Genomic DNA, 16,667 nt, shown 5'->3' with positions numbered 1-16,667 from the left:
GCGCATGGGCCATCCTACGCCTGCGGAAGCCCTCTGTGCAGAAGCTGCGCGACGAAGAGGGCGAGGTCGGCCGGCTCCTCCTCCGCCCCCTGCTCGAGCCACTGGACGAGGACGTTGAGCATGGCTCCCGAGACGAAGTACAGCTCGAAGCGCTCGATGGAGGAGGCTGGCATGTCGCCGAGGCGCTCCTCGAGATAGCCGTCCATCATGTGCTGCAGCGTGGTCGTGAAACCGCCGTGGACGAGCGTCAGGATACGTTCGCTCTCGTCGCGCATGAGGGCGAGCGATCGGGCAAAGCCTGCGGCGAGCGCGCCCTCGTCCAAGAGTTTCTTGGCGGATGCCGCGGTGCCTGGTGAGGCATCTTCCTGGACGATGGCCCGGTGCAGCCCCTCCATGTACGCCTCTACGATGTCCTCTTTTGCCTCGAAGTTGCGATAGTACGTTATACGTGCCACGCCTGCCTCGCGCACGAGGTCGCTCACCGTGATTTCCGAGAAGCGCATGCGGCCCATGAGCGTGAACAGGGCGTTGACGAGGCGGTTTCGGGCCTGCTCGTTGCGCATGACGTTTCCTGCGAGGGCATTTTGTGGGCGGGATGTGTCGAAGCCGGCTCTCTTCGTGTCGACTCCTTGCATGATGTCTTTGCGCGCACCTGCCTTCACCTGCGACTCCTCTCTTGGTGAAACACCTCTGCTCCATATGACTCATCGCTGATACGTATTGTTTCATCAATGTGCGGATACATTATGTATCGGCAAGCAATTCGATGCAAGGGGCGTAGCGGTGCTGCCAGACGTGAGCCCCTGCGATGAGGCATGAGAGGAGTCGTGCTGTATGACGAACGGAATGGGAAGCGGCGAAGGGATGCGGATCGCGCAGGGGGATCAACCGGTTCCTGTGCGCCTGATGAATCGCCCGGAAGACTACGCGCGCATGGGCACGAAGCCGGGCGCCATCGAGGTGTGGGAAGATGGACGCCGCGACGACGATCGTGCCGGCGCATACGAGTGGTGGTACTTCGACTTCATTCTCGACGACGGCTCGACGGTGGTCATCCACTTCAACACGAAGGACAACACGACGATCGCCCAGGACGGCACGCTGCCCTCTGTCGTCGTGAAGATCACGGACGCCGAGGGCCGCGAGTTCAAGGACAACGTAGTGCTAAACACTGCGGATGCCCAGTTTGCTGAGGGGCGCTGCGATGTGCGCTTTGGGCCGCACTTCGTTGAGGGTGACCTGCAGACGTATCGCATCCACGTTGACCGTACGGAGGGCTCTAACGGTTCGGGTGAGGCGGGGATGTCTCCCGTGGGCGTCGACCTCACACTGGTAAGTACGTCGCGGCCCTGGCGACCCGGTGCGGGCGGCTTTGCGTTCGGTGAGGACGGCAAGGGCTACTTCACGTGGCTGTGCGCCGTGCCGCGTGGCACCGTGACCGGAACGCTGTACTACGACGGGGCTTCTCACGCGGTCAGCGGTGCTGGCTATCATGACCACCAGTGGGGCAACATGGAGCACAATGCCACGTGGGATCACTGGATCTGGGGACGCCAGGACTTCGGTGACTATGCGGCGCTCGTGTTTGACATTGGGACGCAGCGGAGCTTTGGCTACGAGCGTCTGCCGATGTTCTTCCTCGAAGACGCCGACGGCAACCTCGTGATGCAGGATCTCGACACGCCGCAGTGCACGTTCTTGGAGGAGTACGTCGAGCCACTGTCGGGCAAGACGTATCCCAAACGCATCGAGTACGTATTCCGCGACGGCGCGAGGACTGCTGCGTGGACGATCGCGCTCAAGCGTGAGCTCGAGGCGCGCTATCCCACGGGTGCCCTGCCCGAGCCGGTTCAGGCTGCGCTGCGCCAGCGTGACCTGCAGCCCTCGACGACGCGCAACGTGGGCGAAGGAACGCTCGTGCTCGAGGACGGCGATGCGGGCGAGTCGGCCCGGGTTGAGCGCTCGGGCGAGCTCATCTACGAGTTCGTGTACATGGGCACAACAGTGCGCGCCAAGATGGAGCATGACCCGCGTCGATAGCGCTGACCTGCGGCGGATGGTTGGTTGCCTGCGAATCTGGCGATTCGGGCGGAACGGGAAGAGGCTGCGGTATGCGTGTGCTTGTGAGAAAAAGCGGCGGCTATGCGTGTGAAGAGCGCACGAATCCGCAGCCGGGTAAGGGCCAACTGCTTGTGCGCGTGGCGTGCTGCGCGCTTAACAGGGCGGACTTTGCGAGTGAGTCACTGCTGACAAAAGGGCAGGGTCGTGGGCTCCGACGTTGCGGGGACGATTGTCTCATGCGGTGCGAATGTGGACGGCTTTGCACCGGGGGATGTCGTGTGCGGTGTGACGCCGGGGCTTGCGGGGGGGCGCTGCCGGGCTTGCGGTGCTCGATGCACGATGGGCGACGCCCGTGCCCGAGGGGATGCCTCTCGAGGAGGCGGCGGCCCTGCCATCGGCGAGCGTCACGGCTTACGCGGCGCTGAGCAAGGTCGGCGCGTCGGCGGGTGCGGATACGTTGCCGGAGCTCGCGGGGAAGCGCCTGCTCGTGTGCGGGGCGTCGGGTGGCGTCGGCCAGTATGCCGTGCTGCTGGCGATCGCGCTCGGGGCTGAGGTGACGGCGGCATGCAGTGCGCGCAACTTCGAGATAGCGCGGGCGTGCGGGGCGAAGTGCACTGTCGACTATGGCGGAGGGGTCCTAAAGGGCGTCCCGGACGGCATGGCCGACGCGGCGATCGGCGTGAACGGACGGACGCCGGCGCGGGAGTTCGCTCGCGTGCTGCGTCCGGGCGGAACGTTCGTGCTGCTGGGCACGAGCCTGGCGAGCCCTGGCGTGTTGACGCTGCCACTGAGAGGGAAGCGCCTGAAAGTGGCGCTGTTCTTCTCGCAGATTGGCAAAGGTGTGCTGCCGCGGGTGGTACGGGCCATGGCAAGCTCGGGGTTGCATCCGGGCCTGCAGGTGCTTGACGGCCTGGGCGCGGCGATGCGGGGACTTCCCGACATCGTGCGGGACCATCCGCGTGGCAAGGTCGTCATCCGAGTGTAGGGGCTATGCCGTGGAGTGCGGGACTCCCTGAAGATGGGGAGCCTGCGTATGCCCGCGGCGATGGTCGATTGCCTTAGAGCTGACTTCAGGGGGTACGATTCCTGGCGAGGAGCGAATCGGTCGCCCCGGAAGAGTGAGGAGGCTCACCATGGGCAAGAAGCTCGTTGCGTATTTCTCTGCCAGCGGCGTGACGAAGGCGCTCGCGCAGCGCCTGGCCGCGGGCATCGGGGCCGACCTCTACGAGATCGTGCCAGAGCAACCCTACACCGACGCCGACCTGGACTGGACGAACAAGAAGAGCCGTAGCACGATTGAGATGCAGGATCCCTCGTCGCGCCCGGCCATCGCCGGTGAGTTGCCTGACCTGGGCGGCTACGACGAGGTGCTCATCGGCTTCCCGATCTGGTGGTACACGGCGCCAACGATCATCGACACGTTCGTGGAGGGCGCCGACCTTGCGGGCAAGAAGGTCGCGCTGTTCGCGACGTCGGGCTCGAGCGGCATGGGGAAGTCCCAGGACACGCTGAGCGCCCTGGCGCCGGATGCTACGTGGGTGGGTCAGAAGCGCTTCGAGGCAAATGCCTCCGAGAACGAGCTGACCGCATGGGCTCAGGGACTCGGGCTGTAGGGGAACTGTTTGGTGTCGGCGGGGCACAAAACATAATGGTGGGGCGCAAAACGCGGTTCTGCTAGGTTTTGCGAAACGGGGCTCCCAAATTGGCCCCGAAATTCGGTTGTGCTAGGTTTGCGCGGGTTGGTTTGGGTGCGGGAGGCCCTGTTGCACAAAGAACCCGCAGGTAGATGAGGCGCGGGTTGCATGTTGGCTCGATTTTGACTCGCGAATGGCCGCGCAAACCTAGCACGAACGCAAATCGGGGCCAGATTCGGCCTGCCGTTTTGCAAGACCTCGCACAACCGCGAGATGCGCCCAAGACGCACGCGGCCCTACTCTGTCTGCCTCCACCGCTCGAGGGTGGGCAGGACGGCGCCGAGTAAGGAGGCTGACTCGTCGACGGTCCAGCCCATCGCCTCGGCCATGCGCGGGGCGCAGTCCTCGATCATCTCGTCCATGGTGGTCTCGTACGTGTAGGCGCCCTTGTCGTAGCACCACTTGCAGTAGTCGTGCGTCACGGAGCCGTCGGCCTCGTGGGCGTACTGGTCGGATGCAGTGAACATCATGCCGCAGCTTTGGCAGTAGTGCTCGGGCATCTCGAGCAGGCTGGTGATGGGCACGTCGAGCGCGAGTGCGATGAGCTTCGTCATGTCGATGCCGGGCGAGGTCTCGCCGGTTTCCCAGCGACTCACGGCCTGTCGCGTGATGAAAAGCTTGCGGGCAAGATCTTCCTGGGTGAGTCCTCGCTCGCGGCGCAGCTGGGGCAGCACGTCTTTGATGGCCATGGGGCGCTCCTGTCTCCTTCGGGGGTTTGTGCGCTTGGGTTTGTGCTCCCCCTAGTGTAGGCGGCTGATCCCGCGTGGTCACGCAACGAGTTGTTGCACGCGGCGGTTCCTGTGCTTTTTGGGCTCCCCTGAGACGAAGCCGCCCCTGAGGGGCTACGTCCCTCGGGGGCGGTGCGGTTGTGCGGGGGTGTCGTTTTGGCGTGCAGCCCTTGTGGTGGCGCCGTGTGAGAGATCCGTCCCCGGGTCGCATGCCTGCTATCGGATGAAATTCGTCGCCGGCCCAGCCTCAGTTGCAGGCGGCGTGATGCCGGTAGCGCGGCCTGCCTCGATGCAGCGAAGCATCCAGGCCATGTTGCGCGCCAGGATGCGCATCGTGCGCAGACCCTCCTCGTCGTGCTCGACCTCCTCGGCCGTGTTGCCGTGCACCATGTTCCAGTAGCGCGAGCTCACGATGGGCATCTGGTTGATCGTAAAGAACTTGTTGATGTCCTCGAACGCCGCCGTGGTGCCGGCGCGCCGGGCGCTGACGATGGCGGCTGCGGGCTTGAACGCAAACGAGCTCGGGTGGCTGGCTCGACCGTCGGAGTAGAACAGCCGGTCCATGAAGCCGAGCAGCGAGGCTCCGGCGTGGGCGTAGTGCACCGGCGCGCCGAACACGAAGCCGTCGGCCGCGGCAGCCAGCGGACGAAACTCGTTGACCTTGTCCTTGAAGACGCACTCGCCACGCGTCGAGCACCCTTGGCACGCTGCACAACCGCCGATGGGCTTGGCGCCAATCCAGTAGATCTCGCTGTCGACGCCCTCCGTTGCGAGCGTCGCAGCGATCTCCTCGAGCGCGCGGTTCGTGCAGCCGGCCTTGTGTGGGCTGCCGTTCACAAGCATGACCTTCATGGTGGGGCTCCCTCTCCTTGGTTGTGGATTGCGGCCCCATTGTAGGCGCGCGGGCTGTGGAGTGCACGTTCGTGCTACCGCGTGCGGGGCTCCCTGGGCACGCGCGGTGTCTTGAGGCGGAACAGGCCGTGCTGGTTGCAGTAGAGGTAGAGCCAGCCCGAGCCGCGCATGGGAAAGCGCGCCTCGGCGGCCTGCTCGGGGTAGAGCTTCTTGATGGTGACGGCGTCGCTCGTGACGTAGGCCATGAAGCTGATGTAGTGCGTCTTCGTCATCGGGTGGTCGAGCGTGAGGTACCAGTCGTTTTCGACGCGTTCGATGGTGAAGGCGTGAGCGTCACCGTCGCCGGGTTCTTCGGCCTCCTGGGGCAGCAGTGTGCTCCCGCAGCAGGTGAACGACCCCTCGCCCAAGGAGTGGACGACGTTGCCGCACAGAGGGCACACGTAGAACGTCGAGCGCAGCATGTTGCCCGCGCGGTTGGCGTTCGTGCGGACGTCGCCGGTGAGCAGCTCGGCCACTGAGACGCCGAGCGCCTGGGCGAGCGGCTCCACGAGCGTGATGTCGGGCAGGCCGCGGGCGGTCTCCCACTTCGAGACGGCCTTGTCGGTGACGCCGAGGGCCTCGGCCAGGGCGCGCTGTGTCAGGCCGCGCCCCTCGCGCAGCGTGCGGATGGTGTCGGCGGTGAGGTAGGTGCTCATGGGATCCTTTCGGGTTTGTGGTGAGGCCAGCTTCTTTAGGATGGGCGAGCGGGTGCGGAACGGTGGGCCCGGGTGGCCTCCGTGTGCTCGCAGGGCTCATTATCGGATGAGAGACGCCTCGCTGGTACCTACTGAGCGTGGAGTTCCGGGGTGCGAGTGGGCCGGTGGTACTTGCATGCCTGATAATGGCGCGCGGTAGACAGGGTTACAAACATCAGGGAGACCCCATGGCGCGCTATGACATCGACCCGCAGCTCGCGAGCCTGGCTCGCATGAAAGGGCCGTTCAACAGGCTGACGATTGCGGCGAGCATCTTGGTGCAAGGTCGTCTGCTCGATCGCGAGCGCTCCGATGACGCCATGCGCGTGACGCGCGTGGACATCCCGGCACGCGACGGGGCGACGGTGCCCGCGCTGCTGTACGAGCCGGCGACGCGTTTTTCGCGAGGCTGCCTGCTCTACCTGCACGGCGGGGCGTTTGCGATGAAGGGCGCCGCCTACCATTACCGCCTTGCGCGTGCCTACGCTGAGCGAGCGGGGTGCTCCGTGCTGTACGCGGACTATCGCCTCGCGCCCCGGTATCCGTTCCCGACGCCTCTCTACGACTGCCTCAACGCGCTGATCTGGCTGCTGGAGCGTGCGAGCGATCTGGGCATCGATCCCGCGCACGTTGCGGTGGGCGGCGACAGCGCCGGCGGGGCCTTGGCAGCCTCGCTGTGCTTCGTGGCCCGCGATGAGCTTGGCTTTGTGCCGTGCGCTCAGATGCTTGCGTACCCCGTGACCGATCGTGCGGCGGAGGGTGAGTCCATGCAGCGCTTCACGGACGTCCCGATGTTCAACGCGCGCCAGGTTCCGGCGATGTGGCGCTTCTATCTCGGGAGGGAGGGGCGCCGTAGCTCCGAGGCGGAGCGGCTGCTCGCCGAACACCCAGAGTACGCTGCGCCGATGGACGTGTCCGACGCCCGGCTTGTGGGGTTGCCGCCCACCTATGTGGAGACGTGCGAGTTCGATTGCCTGCACGACGAGGCGCTCGCCTATGCGGGGAGGCTGGCGGGTGCCGGCGTTTCCGTGGAGGTTAACGAGACGCACGGCACCGTGCACGGCTACGACTTCGTGTTCGATTGCGCTCTGACCCATGACGCCATCGAGCGCCGTGTCACTTTCTTGCGCGCCGCGATGGGAGCGTAGGGAGTCGGGGTGCCGGGAGCCCGCGCTGAGGGCGGCTTGCGGCAAGAATCCGCTTTGGTGCGGCGTTTGCTAGAGCGAGCTGGCAAGAAATCGCCCTAGCGCGGTGCTCCTCGAGAGGCGCGCGCGTTTTCCTACGCGCGGCTCGCCTTCAGCCGTATGGTGCAGACGATCATGAGTGCGAGCAGCGCCAGCGAGATGGCAAACGACGCCGCCAGCCCCGCGCCGAACGTGGGCAGCGCCGTGACGAGCACGCCGAACACGGCGATGCCGATGGCGCCTCCCACCTGGCGCATCGTGTTGAAGACGGCGCTTGCGATGCCGGACTGCTCCGGCGCGGCGCAGCGCAGGACGAGGTTGGCCAGGCAGGGTGTCGTGATGGAGCCGCCAACTCCTGCGAAGCACACGCCAGTCGCGACGCTGACGACGTCGAGCGCACCCGTCCCAGAGCAGATCGCCAACAGCGCATAGCCACACACCATGGACGCGATGCCCACGAAGATGGTGAAGCGCACACCACGCGCACCCGAGAGCCGGTCAGATGCCAGATTGCCCCCGATGGCGATGATGGCTGACGGAACGAACGCGAGGCCGGCGGTAAGCGGCGCGAGGCCCAGCTCCTGCTGCAGGAACAGCGTGCAGAGGAAGATGAGGCCGTTCCAGTTGAGAATCATCGAGAAGCCGCCGAGCAGGGCCACGCGCATGCCGGGCGAGCGAAACAGCGAAAGCGGCATCATGGGGTGCTGAACGTGGGCCTGCGAGACTACGAACGCAATGCATCCCAGCACACCAGCGACGAGCATCCCCACCACAAGCGGGGAGCCGAAACCCTCCGAGCCGCCCTCGATGATGCCGCCGACGAGGCAGCCCAGCCCTACGATGGCCAGCGCCTGGCCTATGGCGTCAAACGGCGCACGTGTGCGCCGGGAGGGGCCCAGCCGCAGGCAGAGCATCAAGATGACGACGCAGATGGGGATGTTGATCGAGAAGACGAGGCTCCAGTGGATCGGCACAAGCAGGCCGCCGAGCAGCGGCCCTGCGGCCGTTGCCGCTGAGCCGCCGACGCCCCAGATGGCGAGCGCTCGGCGACGGTCGGCCTCGCGGGGGTAGGCCTCGTTGATGACGGTCATCGACGAGGGCAAGATGAGGGCCGCCGCCACGCCGAGCAGGGCGCGGCCCGCAACGAGCACGGCGATGCTGCCGGCCAGGGCGCACACGAGCGAGCTTGCCGCAAATGCCGCCGTGCCCAGGGCAAAGACGCGTCGGGCGCCCAGGCGGTCCGAGAGGTTGCCCGCAAGAAGCAGCAGCGTAGCGAAGGGTAGCGTGTAGCCGTCGACGACCCACTGCTGCGCCGTCATGCCGCCGCCGAGCTCGGCCGAGATGGCGGGCAGTGCGATGTTGGTGATGAGGATGTCCATGCAGGCGAGGAACATCGCCGCCGATGCCGCGAGCATGGCGACGGGGTTGAAGCTGCCCTGTGCGGTGCGGGAGCTTGTGCGGGAGACTCTGGACAACGGGGGCTCGATTCCTTGGGAGTTGGTCGGGGGCGCCGATTCTACTCGTGTACCTTTACGCCGTAGCGCATGCGCACGGACTCGACGCTTGCATGACCGATAAACGCACTTTTGCCGGTATCGAGCGCTGCGATGCGCGCCATCTCGTCCTCGCTCAGCGAGAAGTCCCAGATGACGGCGTTCTCCCGCATGCGTTCCGCATGGGTTGACTTTGCGAGCACGATGTTGCCGAGCTGCAAGTTCCAGCGCAGCGCGACCTGGGCGGTGCTCTTACCGTGCGCGGCGCCGATCTCCGTGAGCACGGGGTTTGCGAACAGCCCGTGTCGCCCCTCGGCAAACGGACCCCACGCCTGTGCCTGCACGTTGAACTCGTGCATCGTTGCAAGGAGCTCGGTGCGCTGACAGAACGGATGGATCTCAACCTGGTCGATCATCGGGGCGATGCGGCTGCCCAAGCACAGGTCGGCCAGGCGCTCCTCGCCGAAGTTGCAGACGCCGATGGCACGGACTCGCCCAGCGCGGTAGAGCTCTTCAAGGGCGCGCCAACTACCGTAGTAGTCGGAGAGCGGCTGATGGACGAGGTAAAGGTCGAGGCAGTCGAGGCCGAGCTTTGCCAGCGATGTCTCGAAGGCCCCCATCGTGGCAGCGTATCCCGCATCCTGCACCCACACCTTCGTGGCGACGAACAGCTCGTCGCGCGCGACGCCCCCACGCTCCAGGGCGTGGGCGATGCCGCATCCGACGGCCTGCTCGTTGTAGTAGGAAGCTGCGGTGTCGATGAGGCGATAGCCGGCGTCGATGGCGTCCTCGACGGCTTGGGTGCATTGGTCGACATCGGGGATTTGGTAGACGCCGAAGCCCAGGCGCGGCATCTCGACGCCGTTCGGAAGCGTAACGGTAGGGGAGAGCTCGTGGCTTACAGACGGCATGGGGCATCCTTTCCGAATGACGGAACCTCTGAGCGTGCGGTTTAAAGGGTAGATGCGTGCGGCCGGCTTCGGAATACCCGATGATGAGCAATGGTATTAACTAAAACCTTATACTGGATGCCTCTGTGCAAAGAAGGGAGAAGAGTGCCGCTTTACGACAGAAGGCTTGAAGCCATCGTGGTCGCCGCCGAGCTCGGAAGCCTTTCGAAGGCTGCCGAGCGGCTGAGTATCTCCGTGCCGGCGCTTGCCAAGCAGGTCAGTTCGTTCGAGGCGGAGCACGGCGTGACGCTGTTCGACCGCACGCGCCGGGGCGTGACGCTGACGCCTGCCGGGTCGTCGCTCGTCGAGGACGCGCGCTCGCTCATGCGGCAGTCCGACGACGCACTGCGCCGGGCGCGAGAGCTCGCGGGCCGGGGCGGGCAGGCGGTGCGGCTCGGGGTCTCGCTCATGTGCCCGGGGCGTAAGGTGCTTGAGCTGTGGCCGCAGGTGCATGCCCTCGACCTCACGCTCAGGCTCGAGCTCGTGCCTGTCGGCGACATCTATGACGCGCGCCTCGACGTCGTGGGGAACTTGGGGCGCGATATCGACCTCATCCTGACGAGTTGGTCGCCCGTGCGGTGGGAGGGACGCTGCGGGGTGCAGCCGATGGGCGACGCCGCGCTCGCTATCGACGTGCCGCGCCAGAGTCCGCTGGCTACGAAGAGGGACCTGCGGGTCGAGGATCTCGCGGGTGTGCGCGTCCACGCGTTGCGCCACGCGAGCGAGGGGGCGGACGCTCTGCGCGACGAGCTTGCCGCGGTGCCGTCCGTCGAGGTTGTCGACGTGGAGACGTATACGCTCGGGCTGTTCAACGAGTGCGCCGAGGAGGGAGGGGCCCTCGTGACGTCGGGCTCGTGGAGCGGCTTACATCCGATGCTCGTGAGCGTGCCGCTCGTGCCGGAGCACCGTGCCGCCTGCGCCCTGCTCTACGCTCGTGACCCCGCGCCCGGCGTGACGCGCTTCCTCGCGGCGCTGTCTGCCGTGCTGGCGGGGTAGGGCGCGGCCCCCGACGCCCGGGCGTTCGCGCGCAAGGGTGATCTTGCTCGCGGTGTGGTTCCGCCTGCGTATGCCGGCATCGCGATGCGGCATCAGCTGTGCCCACTTCGCCGTCTCCGGAGCCCCGCACGGCCTCGAGGGCGCTCACGCCTGGGCGCGAATTGCGGATGTGCGAGGTTTTGCAAAATGGGCTCCTGAAATTGGGCGCGAATTGCGGCTCTGCCAGGTTTGTGGCGCCGGTTTTCTTGACGCGGATCTCTGCCCGGCAATCCCCAAGCATCCTACCTGCAGGTTTGCTCATGGCACCTTGAGGGGCACGCGTCCGAGCCCGTTGCAAACCTTGCACAGCCGTGATTCGCGCCCATTTTCACGCCGACATTTCGCACAACCTCGCACAATCGAAAACTGCGCCCATTTGGCTGGCGAGGGCGGGTCTTACTGCTTTCGAAGCGACGCGCCGTGCCCCCTCTCGTCTAGCCAGGCATGGGTGTAGGATGGGGCCGCGTTCTCTTGCGGACCGAAAACGGATGTCATGCAGGCGAGGGGGTCACACGAATGACAGTGCGCGTATGGGGTGTGGGCGTGCGGAGGCCGGGCTCGCCGATATCGACTGGCCTTGCGACGCTCGCCGTGGCAGTGGCGCTGGGTGGCGCAGCGGGGTGCTCGCTGCCTGGTGCGGCGCCGTCGGGTGCGAGCGACCAGCCTGCGGTGACCTCCTCGATTGCGAGGGACTCTGCCTCGGCAGATTCTGCGAGCACGGAGCCCAGCGCGGCACCCGCGGGCAGCATCGCTTCCGTTGCGGTGCGCTCGACGGTCGACGAGTACTCGTGGACCGAGCTCTCCCAGCTCGCACAGGCTATCTCCGCCGCGCCTGACGACGCCGCTGGCCAGGCCATCGCCATCGAGCACCACCTGTGCAATGCCGATGGCACGCTCGATGGCACGCAGGTCAAGATGCTCCATCTCGAGGGCGTTCCGGGAGACCCGGCAGGCATTCCCGTCCAGATCGTCGGCTTTCGTCACGACGACCGTGCGGATGGGGCGGGCAAGGCCGGCATCAGCTTCATGTATGCAAACGCCGACATTGCGTTCTATATGAACGATGACGGCGACGAGGATCCCTATACCGACTCGAACGTTGGCGGTTGGGAGGCCAGCGGTATGCGCAACGTGCTGCCTGGCGTTACGCTGAAGTTCTTCCCATCCGACTTGAAGGACCTCGTTGTGCCGGTGAACAAGCTGACGAACAACGCCGGGGTCGATGCGCCGCGCGAGTCGACCGACGCCGAGACGCTGCCGTTCCAGCCGGTTGACCCCGCTGCCATAACGGTGACGTCCGATCGCGTGTGGCTTCCCTCCGTGGCCGAGCTCGTTGACCCCGCGACGCTGCCGCTTGGCCAGCAATACATCGACGCCTACGCGCCGGAAGGCTCGCAATACCAGCTGTTCGCCGATCTTGGCACGCGGGCGTATGAGGACTGGTCGGGTGACCCCACGCTCATCAGAGTGATGGCAGACGGCGATGAAGCGGAGCCGGTGGATTGGTGGACGCGCTCGCCGGTTCCGGGCGTCGGCCACAGCTTCACGGGCGTCAGCCGCTATGGCGTCATCGGAGGTGGCTACGCGGCGAGTCTGGAGCTGTGCATCGTGCCGGGGTTCTGCCTGTAAGCAGAGGCGTATTGCGCATTGAGGTGGCCCGCAGCTCATGCTGCCCAGACTGCGGGCCACCTTGTCTTACTCCCCGAAGTATCCCGCGATCTGTTCCATGCGGGTGCTCTGCGCGACGCCGAACGGGCAGCGATCGTCGCAGTGGCCGCAACCGATGCAGTCCGAGGCGTGCAACTCGAGCGTGCGGTAGTGGTCGGCCGCGAGCCCGTCGCCAAGGCGCGCTAAGTCGTAGTACTTGTTGGCCAGGCCGATCTCGATGCCCTGCGGGCAGGGTTGGCAGTGGTTGCAGTAGACGCACGATGGCTCGCTGGAGCGCGGCGCGAGCTCGCCCAAAACTCCGTAGTCGCGCTCCCGGGTGCTGGTGTCGAGGTAGCTCAGCACGTCGCGCAGGTCCTGCTCGCCGCGCACGCCGGGCAGAACCGTGAGCACGCTGGGCCTGTCCAGCGCGTACTGGATGCACTGCGCTCGCGTGAGCGCCTGGTCGAACGGGGAGAGCTTGCTGTCGAGTAGTTGCCCGCCAGCGAACGGCTTCATGACGGAGATGCCGACGCCCGCTGCCTCAAGGGCGCGGTAGAGCTCGTAGCGCTCATCGACCGCGCCCTTGCCGTATTCGGAGGCGTCCGTGTAGTCATAGAGTGGGTTGATGGAAAACATCGCGAGGTCCATGACACCGGTTGCGAGCAGCCGGCGGGCGATGTGCACCGAGTGCGTGCTGAACGCCAGGTGGCGGATGACGCCCCGGCGCTTCATCTCGCAGGCGTATTCCCAGATGCCACCCGTCATGACGGCGTCGAGGTCCTTGTCCTCGTCGATGCAGTGGATGAAGCCGAAGTCGGCATAGTCCGTGTCGAGCGACGCCAGGCGACGCTCGAACTCCCGCTTGGCGAGGTCGGCATCGGTCGTCCAGCCGTAGTTGCCGCTCGTGTACTCGGCGCCGATGTGCACCTGCAGGTAGACGTCGCGCCGTCGCCCGCGCAGCACGTTGCACATGCCCTCGTAGGGAGCGGCGGTGCCCGGAATGAAATCGAAGTAGTTGATGCCGGCGTCCAGAGCTGCGCCGATGGTCCTCTCGACCTCCTCCGTGCTAGCGTTGTGCAAGCCTCCCGAGCCCAGGCCGATGACGCTGATGTGCTCGCCTCCGTGCGGCAGCGTGCGGTAGATCATACCCATGTGCGTGACGCTCCCTCTCCCATATGCTTGCTGTACCTCGGGTGACACGCTAGTCCGAAAACAAGCCTATCTTCTGGAGCCAGCTCAAAGTCAAGGGAGTGGAGAGGCGAAGGAGCCTCCGTCCACGAAGTGCCCATGGGGCTCTGGCGCGCTGCGCAGCAGTTTATGCGGGCTGCACAAACCGGATATTCCGCCGGCGCGGTGCGCGTGGGATGCTTATAGAAACCTTGCATGTGAGTGGGCTCCAAGGTGTTCAATGGACATCCTTGCGGCGCGGCGTCCTGAATGCATGCCGGGAAGTCGGCCCGTTCTCGGCGCATCTCTCGCGTCCGCCGGTGCTACCAGTGAAAGGAAATCCCATGGCCTCTGACAGCGCTTCCGATCCTCGGCCCGCAGAGCCGCACGTCACCGATGCGGCACGCGCCTACCTTGGTCGTATGTTCCCGCAGGGCAACCCGATGCTCGACGAGCTTGCCGCGACGGACCCCGAGTTCATCGAGCGCTTCCAGAACTTCGCGTTCGACGAGGTCGTTCGTGAGGGCGCTCCGGAGGGAGACGAGCCGCTCGACGACCGCACGCGTTTCCTCTCCCTGCTTGCGACGCTGCTGGGCTGCCAGGGCATCGACGAGTTTCGCGCCCTGCTGCCAGCGGCGCTCAACATGGGCATCACGCCGGTCGAGGCGAAGGAGGTTGTGTACCAGGCGACGGCCTATCTGGGTATCGGACGCGTGGCTCCGTTTCTCGCGGCGACGAATGCCGAGTTCACGGCACGTGGTGTCCAGCTGCCGCTACCTGCCCAGGCCGAGACGGAGCCGACGTTCGAGAGCCGTGTGAGCGCCGGCGAGGCCAAGCAGGTCGAGTTCTTCGGCGAGGGCATGGTCGGCTTTGCGGCGGGCGGTAACCCGGAGTATCCGCAGATCAACCGTTGGCTCTCGGCCAACTGCTTCGGCGACTGGTACACGCGCGAAGGCTTATCGGGCGCGGACCGCGAGCTTGTGACGTTCTGCTACCTCGCGGCGCAGGGCGGCTGCGAGCCCCAGCTCACGAGCCATGCGCGCGCCAACATGCGCGTCGGCAACGACAGGGCGCTGCTGCTCAAGGTTGTCAGCGCCAACGTGCCCTATATCGGGTACCCGCGCAGCCTCAACGCCATCCGTTGCGTCGAAGAGGCTGCGAAGGCATAAGGCGTCTGTGCTGCGACTCCGCGTCCAGCTGGCAAGATCTACTAGAACCTACTGAGGAGGCATCTCATGCGCATCGCGGAGGCAGCCGAGAAATATGGGATCAGCGCGGACACGCTGCGCTACTACGAGCGTGCGGGTCTGCTTCCCCACGTGCACCGCTCCGAAAGCGGCGTGCGCGACTACAGCGAGGAAGACTGCGCGCGTATCGAGTTCGTGAAGTGCCTACGCTCGGCCAACGTTTCCATCGAGGCGCTGGCCCGGTATATGCGCCTCATGGAGAGGGGCGATGAGACGATCGAGGAGCGCAAGGCCATCCTCGTCGAACAGCGTGAGGAGGCGCGGGCGCGGCTGGCGGAGCTTCAGGCTGGACTTGATCGCCTCGATTACAAGATCGCCCACTATGACGAACTGATCGCCCATGCCGGCGGAAGGCCGAAGGCCTAGTTTTGCCGAGCGTTCTCCGCAGAAAAGGAGGCACGACATGGAAGACCGCTCTCTGGACCGACGCTCGTTTCTCGCCACTGTTGCGGTTGGCGCCGGCGCCGCGGTAGGCGGTGCGCTTGCTGGGCGCGGTGGCGCTGCCCGTGCCACCGAGGCATCGCGGGCGCAGGGCGAGGGTGCCCCCGCCGCCAGTTCCTCCGCGCATGCGGACGACGCTGCGAATGCCGGTGCCTCGGCGTCGGGGGATGCCCGGGGGAGGGCGGCCTCGTCATCTGATCGCGCGGTTCCGCGTGTCTACTTTACAGGCGACATCGGCCCGGCGGGTCTCGTGCGTGCTTTCGAGGCGCTGGACTTCGAGCCGCAGGGGCGCGTCGCCGTCAAACTGTCGACTGGCGAGCCGGGCGGGAACAACTTCTTGCAGCCCGACCTCATTGCCGACCTCGTGAGCGGCCTGAGCGCCACGATCGTCGAGTGCAACACGGCATATGGAGGAGGGCGCGGCTCGACGGAAGCACATCTCCAAGTTGCGGCCGACCACGGCTTCACGGCGATTGCCGACGTCGACATCATGGATGCCGACGGGGAGATGGCGCTGCCGGTGGAAGGCGGCACGCACCTCAGCGAGGACATGGTGGGCGGTCACCTTGCCGAATACGACACGCTCGTGTCGCTCGCGCATTTTAAGGGGCATTCGATGGGCGGCTACAGTGGCGCCATCAAGAACTGTTCCATCGGCATCGCGTCACGCGCGGGCAAGCTGCTCATCCACAGCGCGGGGCAAACGAGGGATCACTGGGTCTCGGCAGAGCAGGATGACTTTCTGGAGTCCATGGCCGAGGCGGCGAAGGCGGTTGCCGACCACATGGGCGAGCGCATCTGCTACGTCAACGTCATGAACCGGCTGTCGGTGGACTGTGACTGCGACAGCAGCCCGGCCGAGCCCGAGATGGCAGACATCGGCATCCTGGCCTCGCTCGACCCGGTGGCGCTCGACCGCGCCTGCCTCGACCTTGTGTACGCGGCACCCGACGGGGCGGCCCTCATCGAGCGCGTCGAGTCGCGCAACGGCGCCCACGCGCTCGAGCACGCCGAGGCGCTGGGGCTTGGGGGCCAGACGTACGAGTTCGTCAGCCTGGACGCGAGGTAGGAGGCGCAGCTACTTCGGGGATCCCCCCGTCGCGTTTCCGCCGGATGGGCGGGGGTATAGGTGCCTGCCTGCGGCTCAGGGGCACGCCTTTTTGTCTGTTGCCTCTGGCTGGCTTGCCGAACGCGTGGGGCATCTGCCGCCCGAGACCGTCGGGTGGGGGCTCATTGTGGCGGCGTTTGCTCAGAGAAGGACAGAAACCCGCTCTGCTGGCCAAAACACCCCTGCTTTGCGAGGGGATGGGGCGTCTTCAGGCTGCAAAAGCCCCCTCGACTGCCTGGCGATCGGAGCTTACCTGCGGTTTTCCTTCCGGTGATGGGCGTTGCGGCCTCGGAGGACTCGCAAAGCAGGGTAGTTTTGGCCAAACA

The 16,667-nt window shown here is 65.9% G+C and carries 16 protein-coding genes; 9 read left to right on the top strand and 7 right to left on the bottom strand.

What is annotated here, in order from left to right:
* Positions 1 to 14: 14 nt before the first annotated feature.
* Positions 15 to 635 (bottom strand): TetR/AcrR family transcriptional regulator, encoded by a 621-nt coding sequence (locus KHZ24_08610; protein ID MBS5451253.1) that lies wholly within the window; start codon positions 633 to 635, stop codon positions 15 to 17.
* Between the two features lie 199 nt (positions 636 to 834).
* Here KHZ24_08610 and KHZ24_08605 point away from each other — a divergent pair, with 199 nt between their 5' ends.
* From KHZ24_08605 to KHZ24_08595, 3 genes are all read left to right on the top strand, one after another.
* On the top strand, positions 835 to 2,040 hold the full coding sequence (locus tag KHZ24_08605; protein MBS5451252.1) for a hypothetical protein: 1,206 nt from the start codon (positions 835 to 837) through the stop codon (positions 2,038 to 2,040).
* A 373-nt stretch (positions 2,041 to 2,413) separates the two neighbouring features.
* The gene (locus KHZ24_08600; GenBank protein ID MBS5451251.1) at positions 2,414 to 3,046 is read left to right on the top strand and encodes a zinc-binding dehydrogenase; all 633 of its coding nucleotides are present in this window, start codon (positions 2,414 to 2,416) and stop codon (positions 3,044 to 3,046) included.
* 148 nt (positions 3,047 to 3,194) lie between these two features.
* Positions 3,195 to 3,674 carry a flavodoxin gene (locus KHZ24_08595; protein MBS5451250.1) on the top strand — a complete coding sequence of 160 codons (480 nt, stop codon included), beginning with the start codon at positions 3,195 to 3,197 and terminating at the stop codon, positions 3,672 to 3,674.
* A 317-nt stretch (positions 3,675 to 3,991) separates the two neighbouring features.
* Here KHZ24_08595 and KHZ24_08590 read toward each other — a convergent pair whose 3' ends face one another.
* The 3 genes from KHZ24_08590 to KHZ24_08580 form a co-directional block, all read right to left on the bottom strand.
* Positions 3,992 to 4,444 (bottom strand): helix-turn-helix domain-containing protein, encoded by a 453-nt coding sequence (locus tag KHZ24_08590; GenBank protein ID MBS5451249.1) that lies wholly within the window; start codon positions 4,442 to 4,444, stop codon positions 3,992 to 3,994.
* 255 nt (positions 4,445 to 4,699) lie between these two features.
* Positions 4,700 to 5,335, bottom strand: coding sequence for a flavodoxin family protein (locus tag KHZ24_08585; protein MBS5451248.1), 636 nt, complete (start codon positions 5,333 to 5,335; stop codon positions 4,700 to 4,702).
* A gap of 74 nt (positions 5,336 to 5,409) precedes the next feature.
* Positions 5,410 to 6,030, bottom strand: a complete 621-nt coding sequence (locus tag KHZ24_08580; protein MBS5451247.1) for a helix-turn-helix domain-containing protein — start codon at positions 6,028 to 6,030, stop codon at positions 5,410 to 5,412.
* Positions 6,031 to 6,257: 227 nt separating this feature from the next.
* Here KHZ24_08580 and KHZ24_08575 point away from each other — a divergent pair, with 227 nt between their 5' ends.
* On the top strand, positions 6,258 to 7,217 hold the full coding sequence (locus KHZ24_08575) for an alpha/beta hydrolase (GenBank protein ID MBS5451246.1): 960 nt from the start codon (positions 6,258 to 6,260) through the stop codon (positions 7,215 to 7,217).
* Positions 7,218 to 7,348: 131 nt separating this feature from the next.
* Here the strand turns inward: KHZ24_08575 and KHZ24_08570 are convergent, their stop codons facing one another.
* Both KHZ24_08570 and KHZ24_08565 read right to left on the bottom strand, forming a co-directional pair.
* Positions 7,349 to 8,647, bottom strand: a complete 1,299-nt coding sequence (locus KHZ24_08570; protein ID MBS5451245.1) for an MFS transporter — start codon at positions 8,645 to 8,647, stop codon at positions 7,349 to 7,351.
* Positions 8,648 to 8,769: 122 nt separating this feature from the next.
* Entirely contained in the window at positions 8,770 to 9,657 is an 888-nt protein-coding gene (locus tag KHZ24_08565) for an aldo/keto reductase (GenBank protein ID MBS5451244.1), read from the bottom strand.
* 144 nt (positions 9,658 to 9,801) lie between these two features.
* On the opposite strand from KHZ24_08565, the gene KHZ24_08560 reads away from it, so the two are divergent.
* Both KHZ24_08560 and KHZ24_08555 read left to right on the top strand, forming a co-directional pair.
* Positions 9,802 to 10,692: a LysR family transcriptional regulator gene (locus KHZ24_08560; protein MBS5451243.1), complete on the top strand. Its 891-nt coding sequence runs from the start codon at positions 9,802 to 9,804 to the stop codon at positions 10,690 to 10,692.
* Between the two features lie 555 nt (positions 10,693 to 11,247).
* Positions 11,248 to 12,360 (top strand): hypothetical protein, encoded by a 1,113-nt coding sequence (locus tag KHZ24_08555; protein MBS5451242.1) that lies wholly within the window; start codon positions 11,248 to 11,250, stop codon positions 12,358 to 12,360.
* Positions 12,361 to 12,426: 66 nt separating this feature from the next.
* Here the strand turns inward: KHZ24_08555 and KHZ24_08550 are convergent, their stop codons facing one another.
* Complete coding sequence (locus KHZ24_08550) at positions 12,427 to 13,524, bottom strand: aldo/keto reductase (protein MBS5451241.1); 1,098 nt, start codon at positions 13,522 to 13,524, stop codon at positions 12,427 to 12,429.
* A 365-nt stretch (positions 13,525 to 13,889) separates the two neighbouring features.
* Between KHZ24_08550 and KHZ24_08545 the strand changes: the two genes are divergently transcribed.
* The 3 genes from KHZ24_08545 to KHZ24_08535 all read left to right on the top strand — a co-directional run bounded on the left by KHZ24_08545 (position 13,890) and on the right by KHZ24_08535 (position 16,302).
* A complete protein-coding gene (locus tag KHZ24_08545) occupies positions 13,890 to 14,714 on the top strand; it encodes a carboxymuconolactone decarboxylase family protein (protein MBS5451240.1) in 825 nt (274 codons plus the stop codon).
* A 66-nt stretch (positions 14,715 to 14,780) separates the two neighbouring features.
* On the top strand, positions 14,781 to 15,158 hold the full coding sequence (locus KHZ24_08540) for a MerR family transcriptional regulator (protein ID MBS5451239.1): 378 nt from the start codon (positions 14,781 to 14,783) through the stop codon (positions 15,156 to 15,158).
* A gap of 37 nt (positions 15,159 to 15,195) precedes the next feature.
* Positions 15,196 to 16,302 (top strand): DUF362 domain-containing protein, encoded by a 1,107-nt coding sequence (locus KHZ24_08535; protein MBS5451238.1) that lies wholly within the window; start codon positions 15,196 to 15,198, stop codon positions 16,300 to 16,302.
* The last annotated feature ends 365 nt before the right edge of the window (positions 16,303 to 16,667 follow it).

The organism is Coriobacteriia bacterium (genome assembly GCA_018368455.1).
GTDB lineage: Bacteria > Actinomycetota > Coriobacteriia > Coriobacteriales > UMGS124 > JAGZEG01.
This window is presented reverse-complemented; position numbering and strand designations above follow the sequence as displayed.

Coding starts and splice junctions, on each gene's coding strand:
- KHZ24_08555 (MBS5451242.1), top strand. CDS start 11,248: ATGACAGTGCGCGTATGGGGTGTGGGCGTGCGGAGGCCGGGCTCGCCG.
- KHZ24_08595 (MBS5451250.1), top strand. CDS start 3,195: ATGGGCAAGAAGCTCGTTGCGTATTTCTCTGCCAGCGGCGTGACGAAG.
- KHZ24_08605 (MBS5451252.1), top strand. CDS start 835: ATGACGAACGGAATGGGAAGCGGCGAAGGGATGCGGATCGCGCAGGGG.
- KHZ24_08535 (MBS5451238.1), top strand. CDS start 15,196: ATGGAAGACCGCTCTCTGGACCGACGCTCGTTTCTCGCCACTGTTGCG.
- KHZ24_08590 (MBS5451249.1), bottom strand. CDS start 4,444: ATGGCCATCAAAGACGTGCTGCCCCAGCTGCGCCGCGAGCGAGGACTC.
- KHZ24_08540 (MBS5451239.1), top strand. CDS start 14,781: ATGCGCATCGCGGAGGCAGCCGAGAAATATGGGATCAGCGCGGACACG.
- KHZ24_08610 (MBS5451253.1), bottom strand. CDS start 635: ATGCAAGGAGTCGACACGAAGAGAGCCGGCTTCGACACATCCCGCCCA.
- KHZ24_08575 (MBS5451246.1), top strand. CDS start 6,258: ATGGCGCGCTATGACATCGACCCGCAGCTCGCGAGCCTGGCTCGCATG.
- KHZ24_08585 (MBS5451248.1), bottom strand. CDS start 5,335: ATGAAGGTCATGCTTGTGAACGGCAGCCCACACAAGGCCGGCTGCACG.
- KHZ24_08570 (MBS5451245.1), bottom strand. CDS start 8,647: ATGTTCCTCGCCTGCATGGACATCCTCATCACCAACATCGCACTGCCC.
- KHZ24_08565 (MBS5451244.1), bottom strand. CDS start 9,657: ATGCCGTCTGTAAGCCACGAGCTCTCCCCTACCGTTACGCTTCCGAAC.
- KHZ24_08545 (MBS5451240.1), top strand. CDS start 13,890: ATGGCCTCTGACAGCGCTTCCGATCCTCGGCCCGCAGAGCCGCACGTC.
- KHZ24_08580 (MBS5451247.1), bottom strand. CDS start 6,030: ATGAGCACCTACCTCACCGCCGACACCATCCGCACGCTGCGCGAGGGG.
- KHZ24_08550 (MBS5451241.1), bottom strand. CDS start 13,524: ATGATCTACCGCACGCTGCCGCACGGAGGCGAGCACATCAGCGTCATC.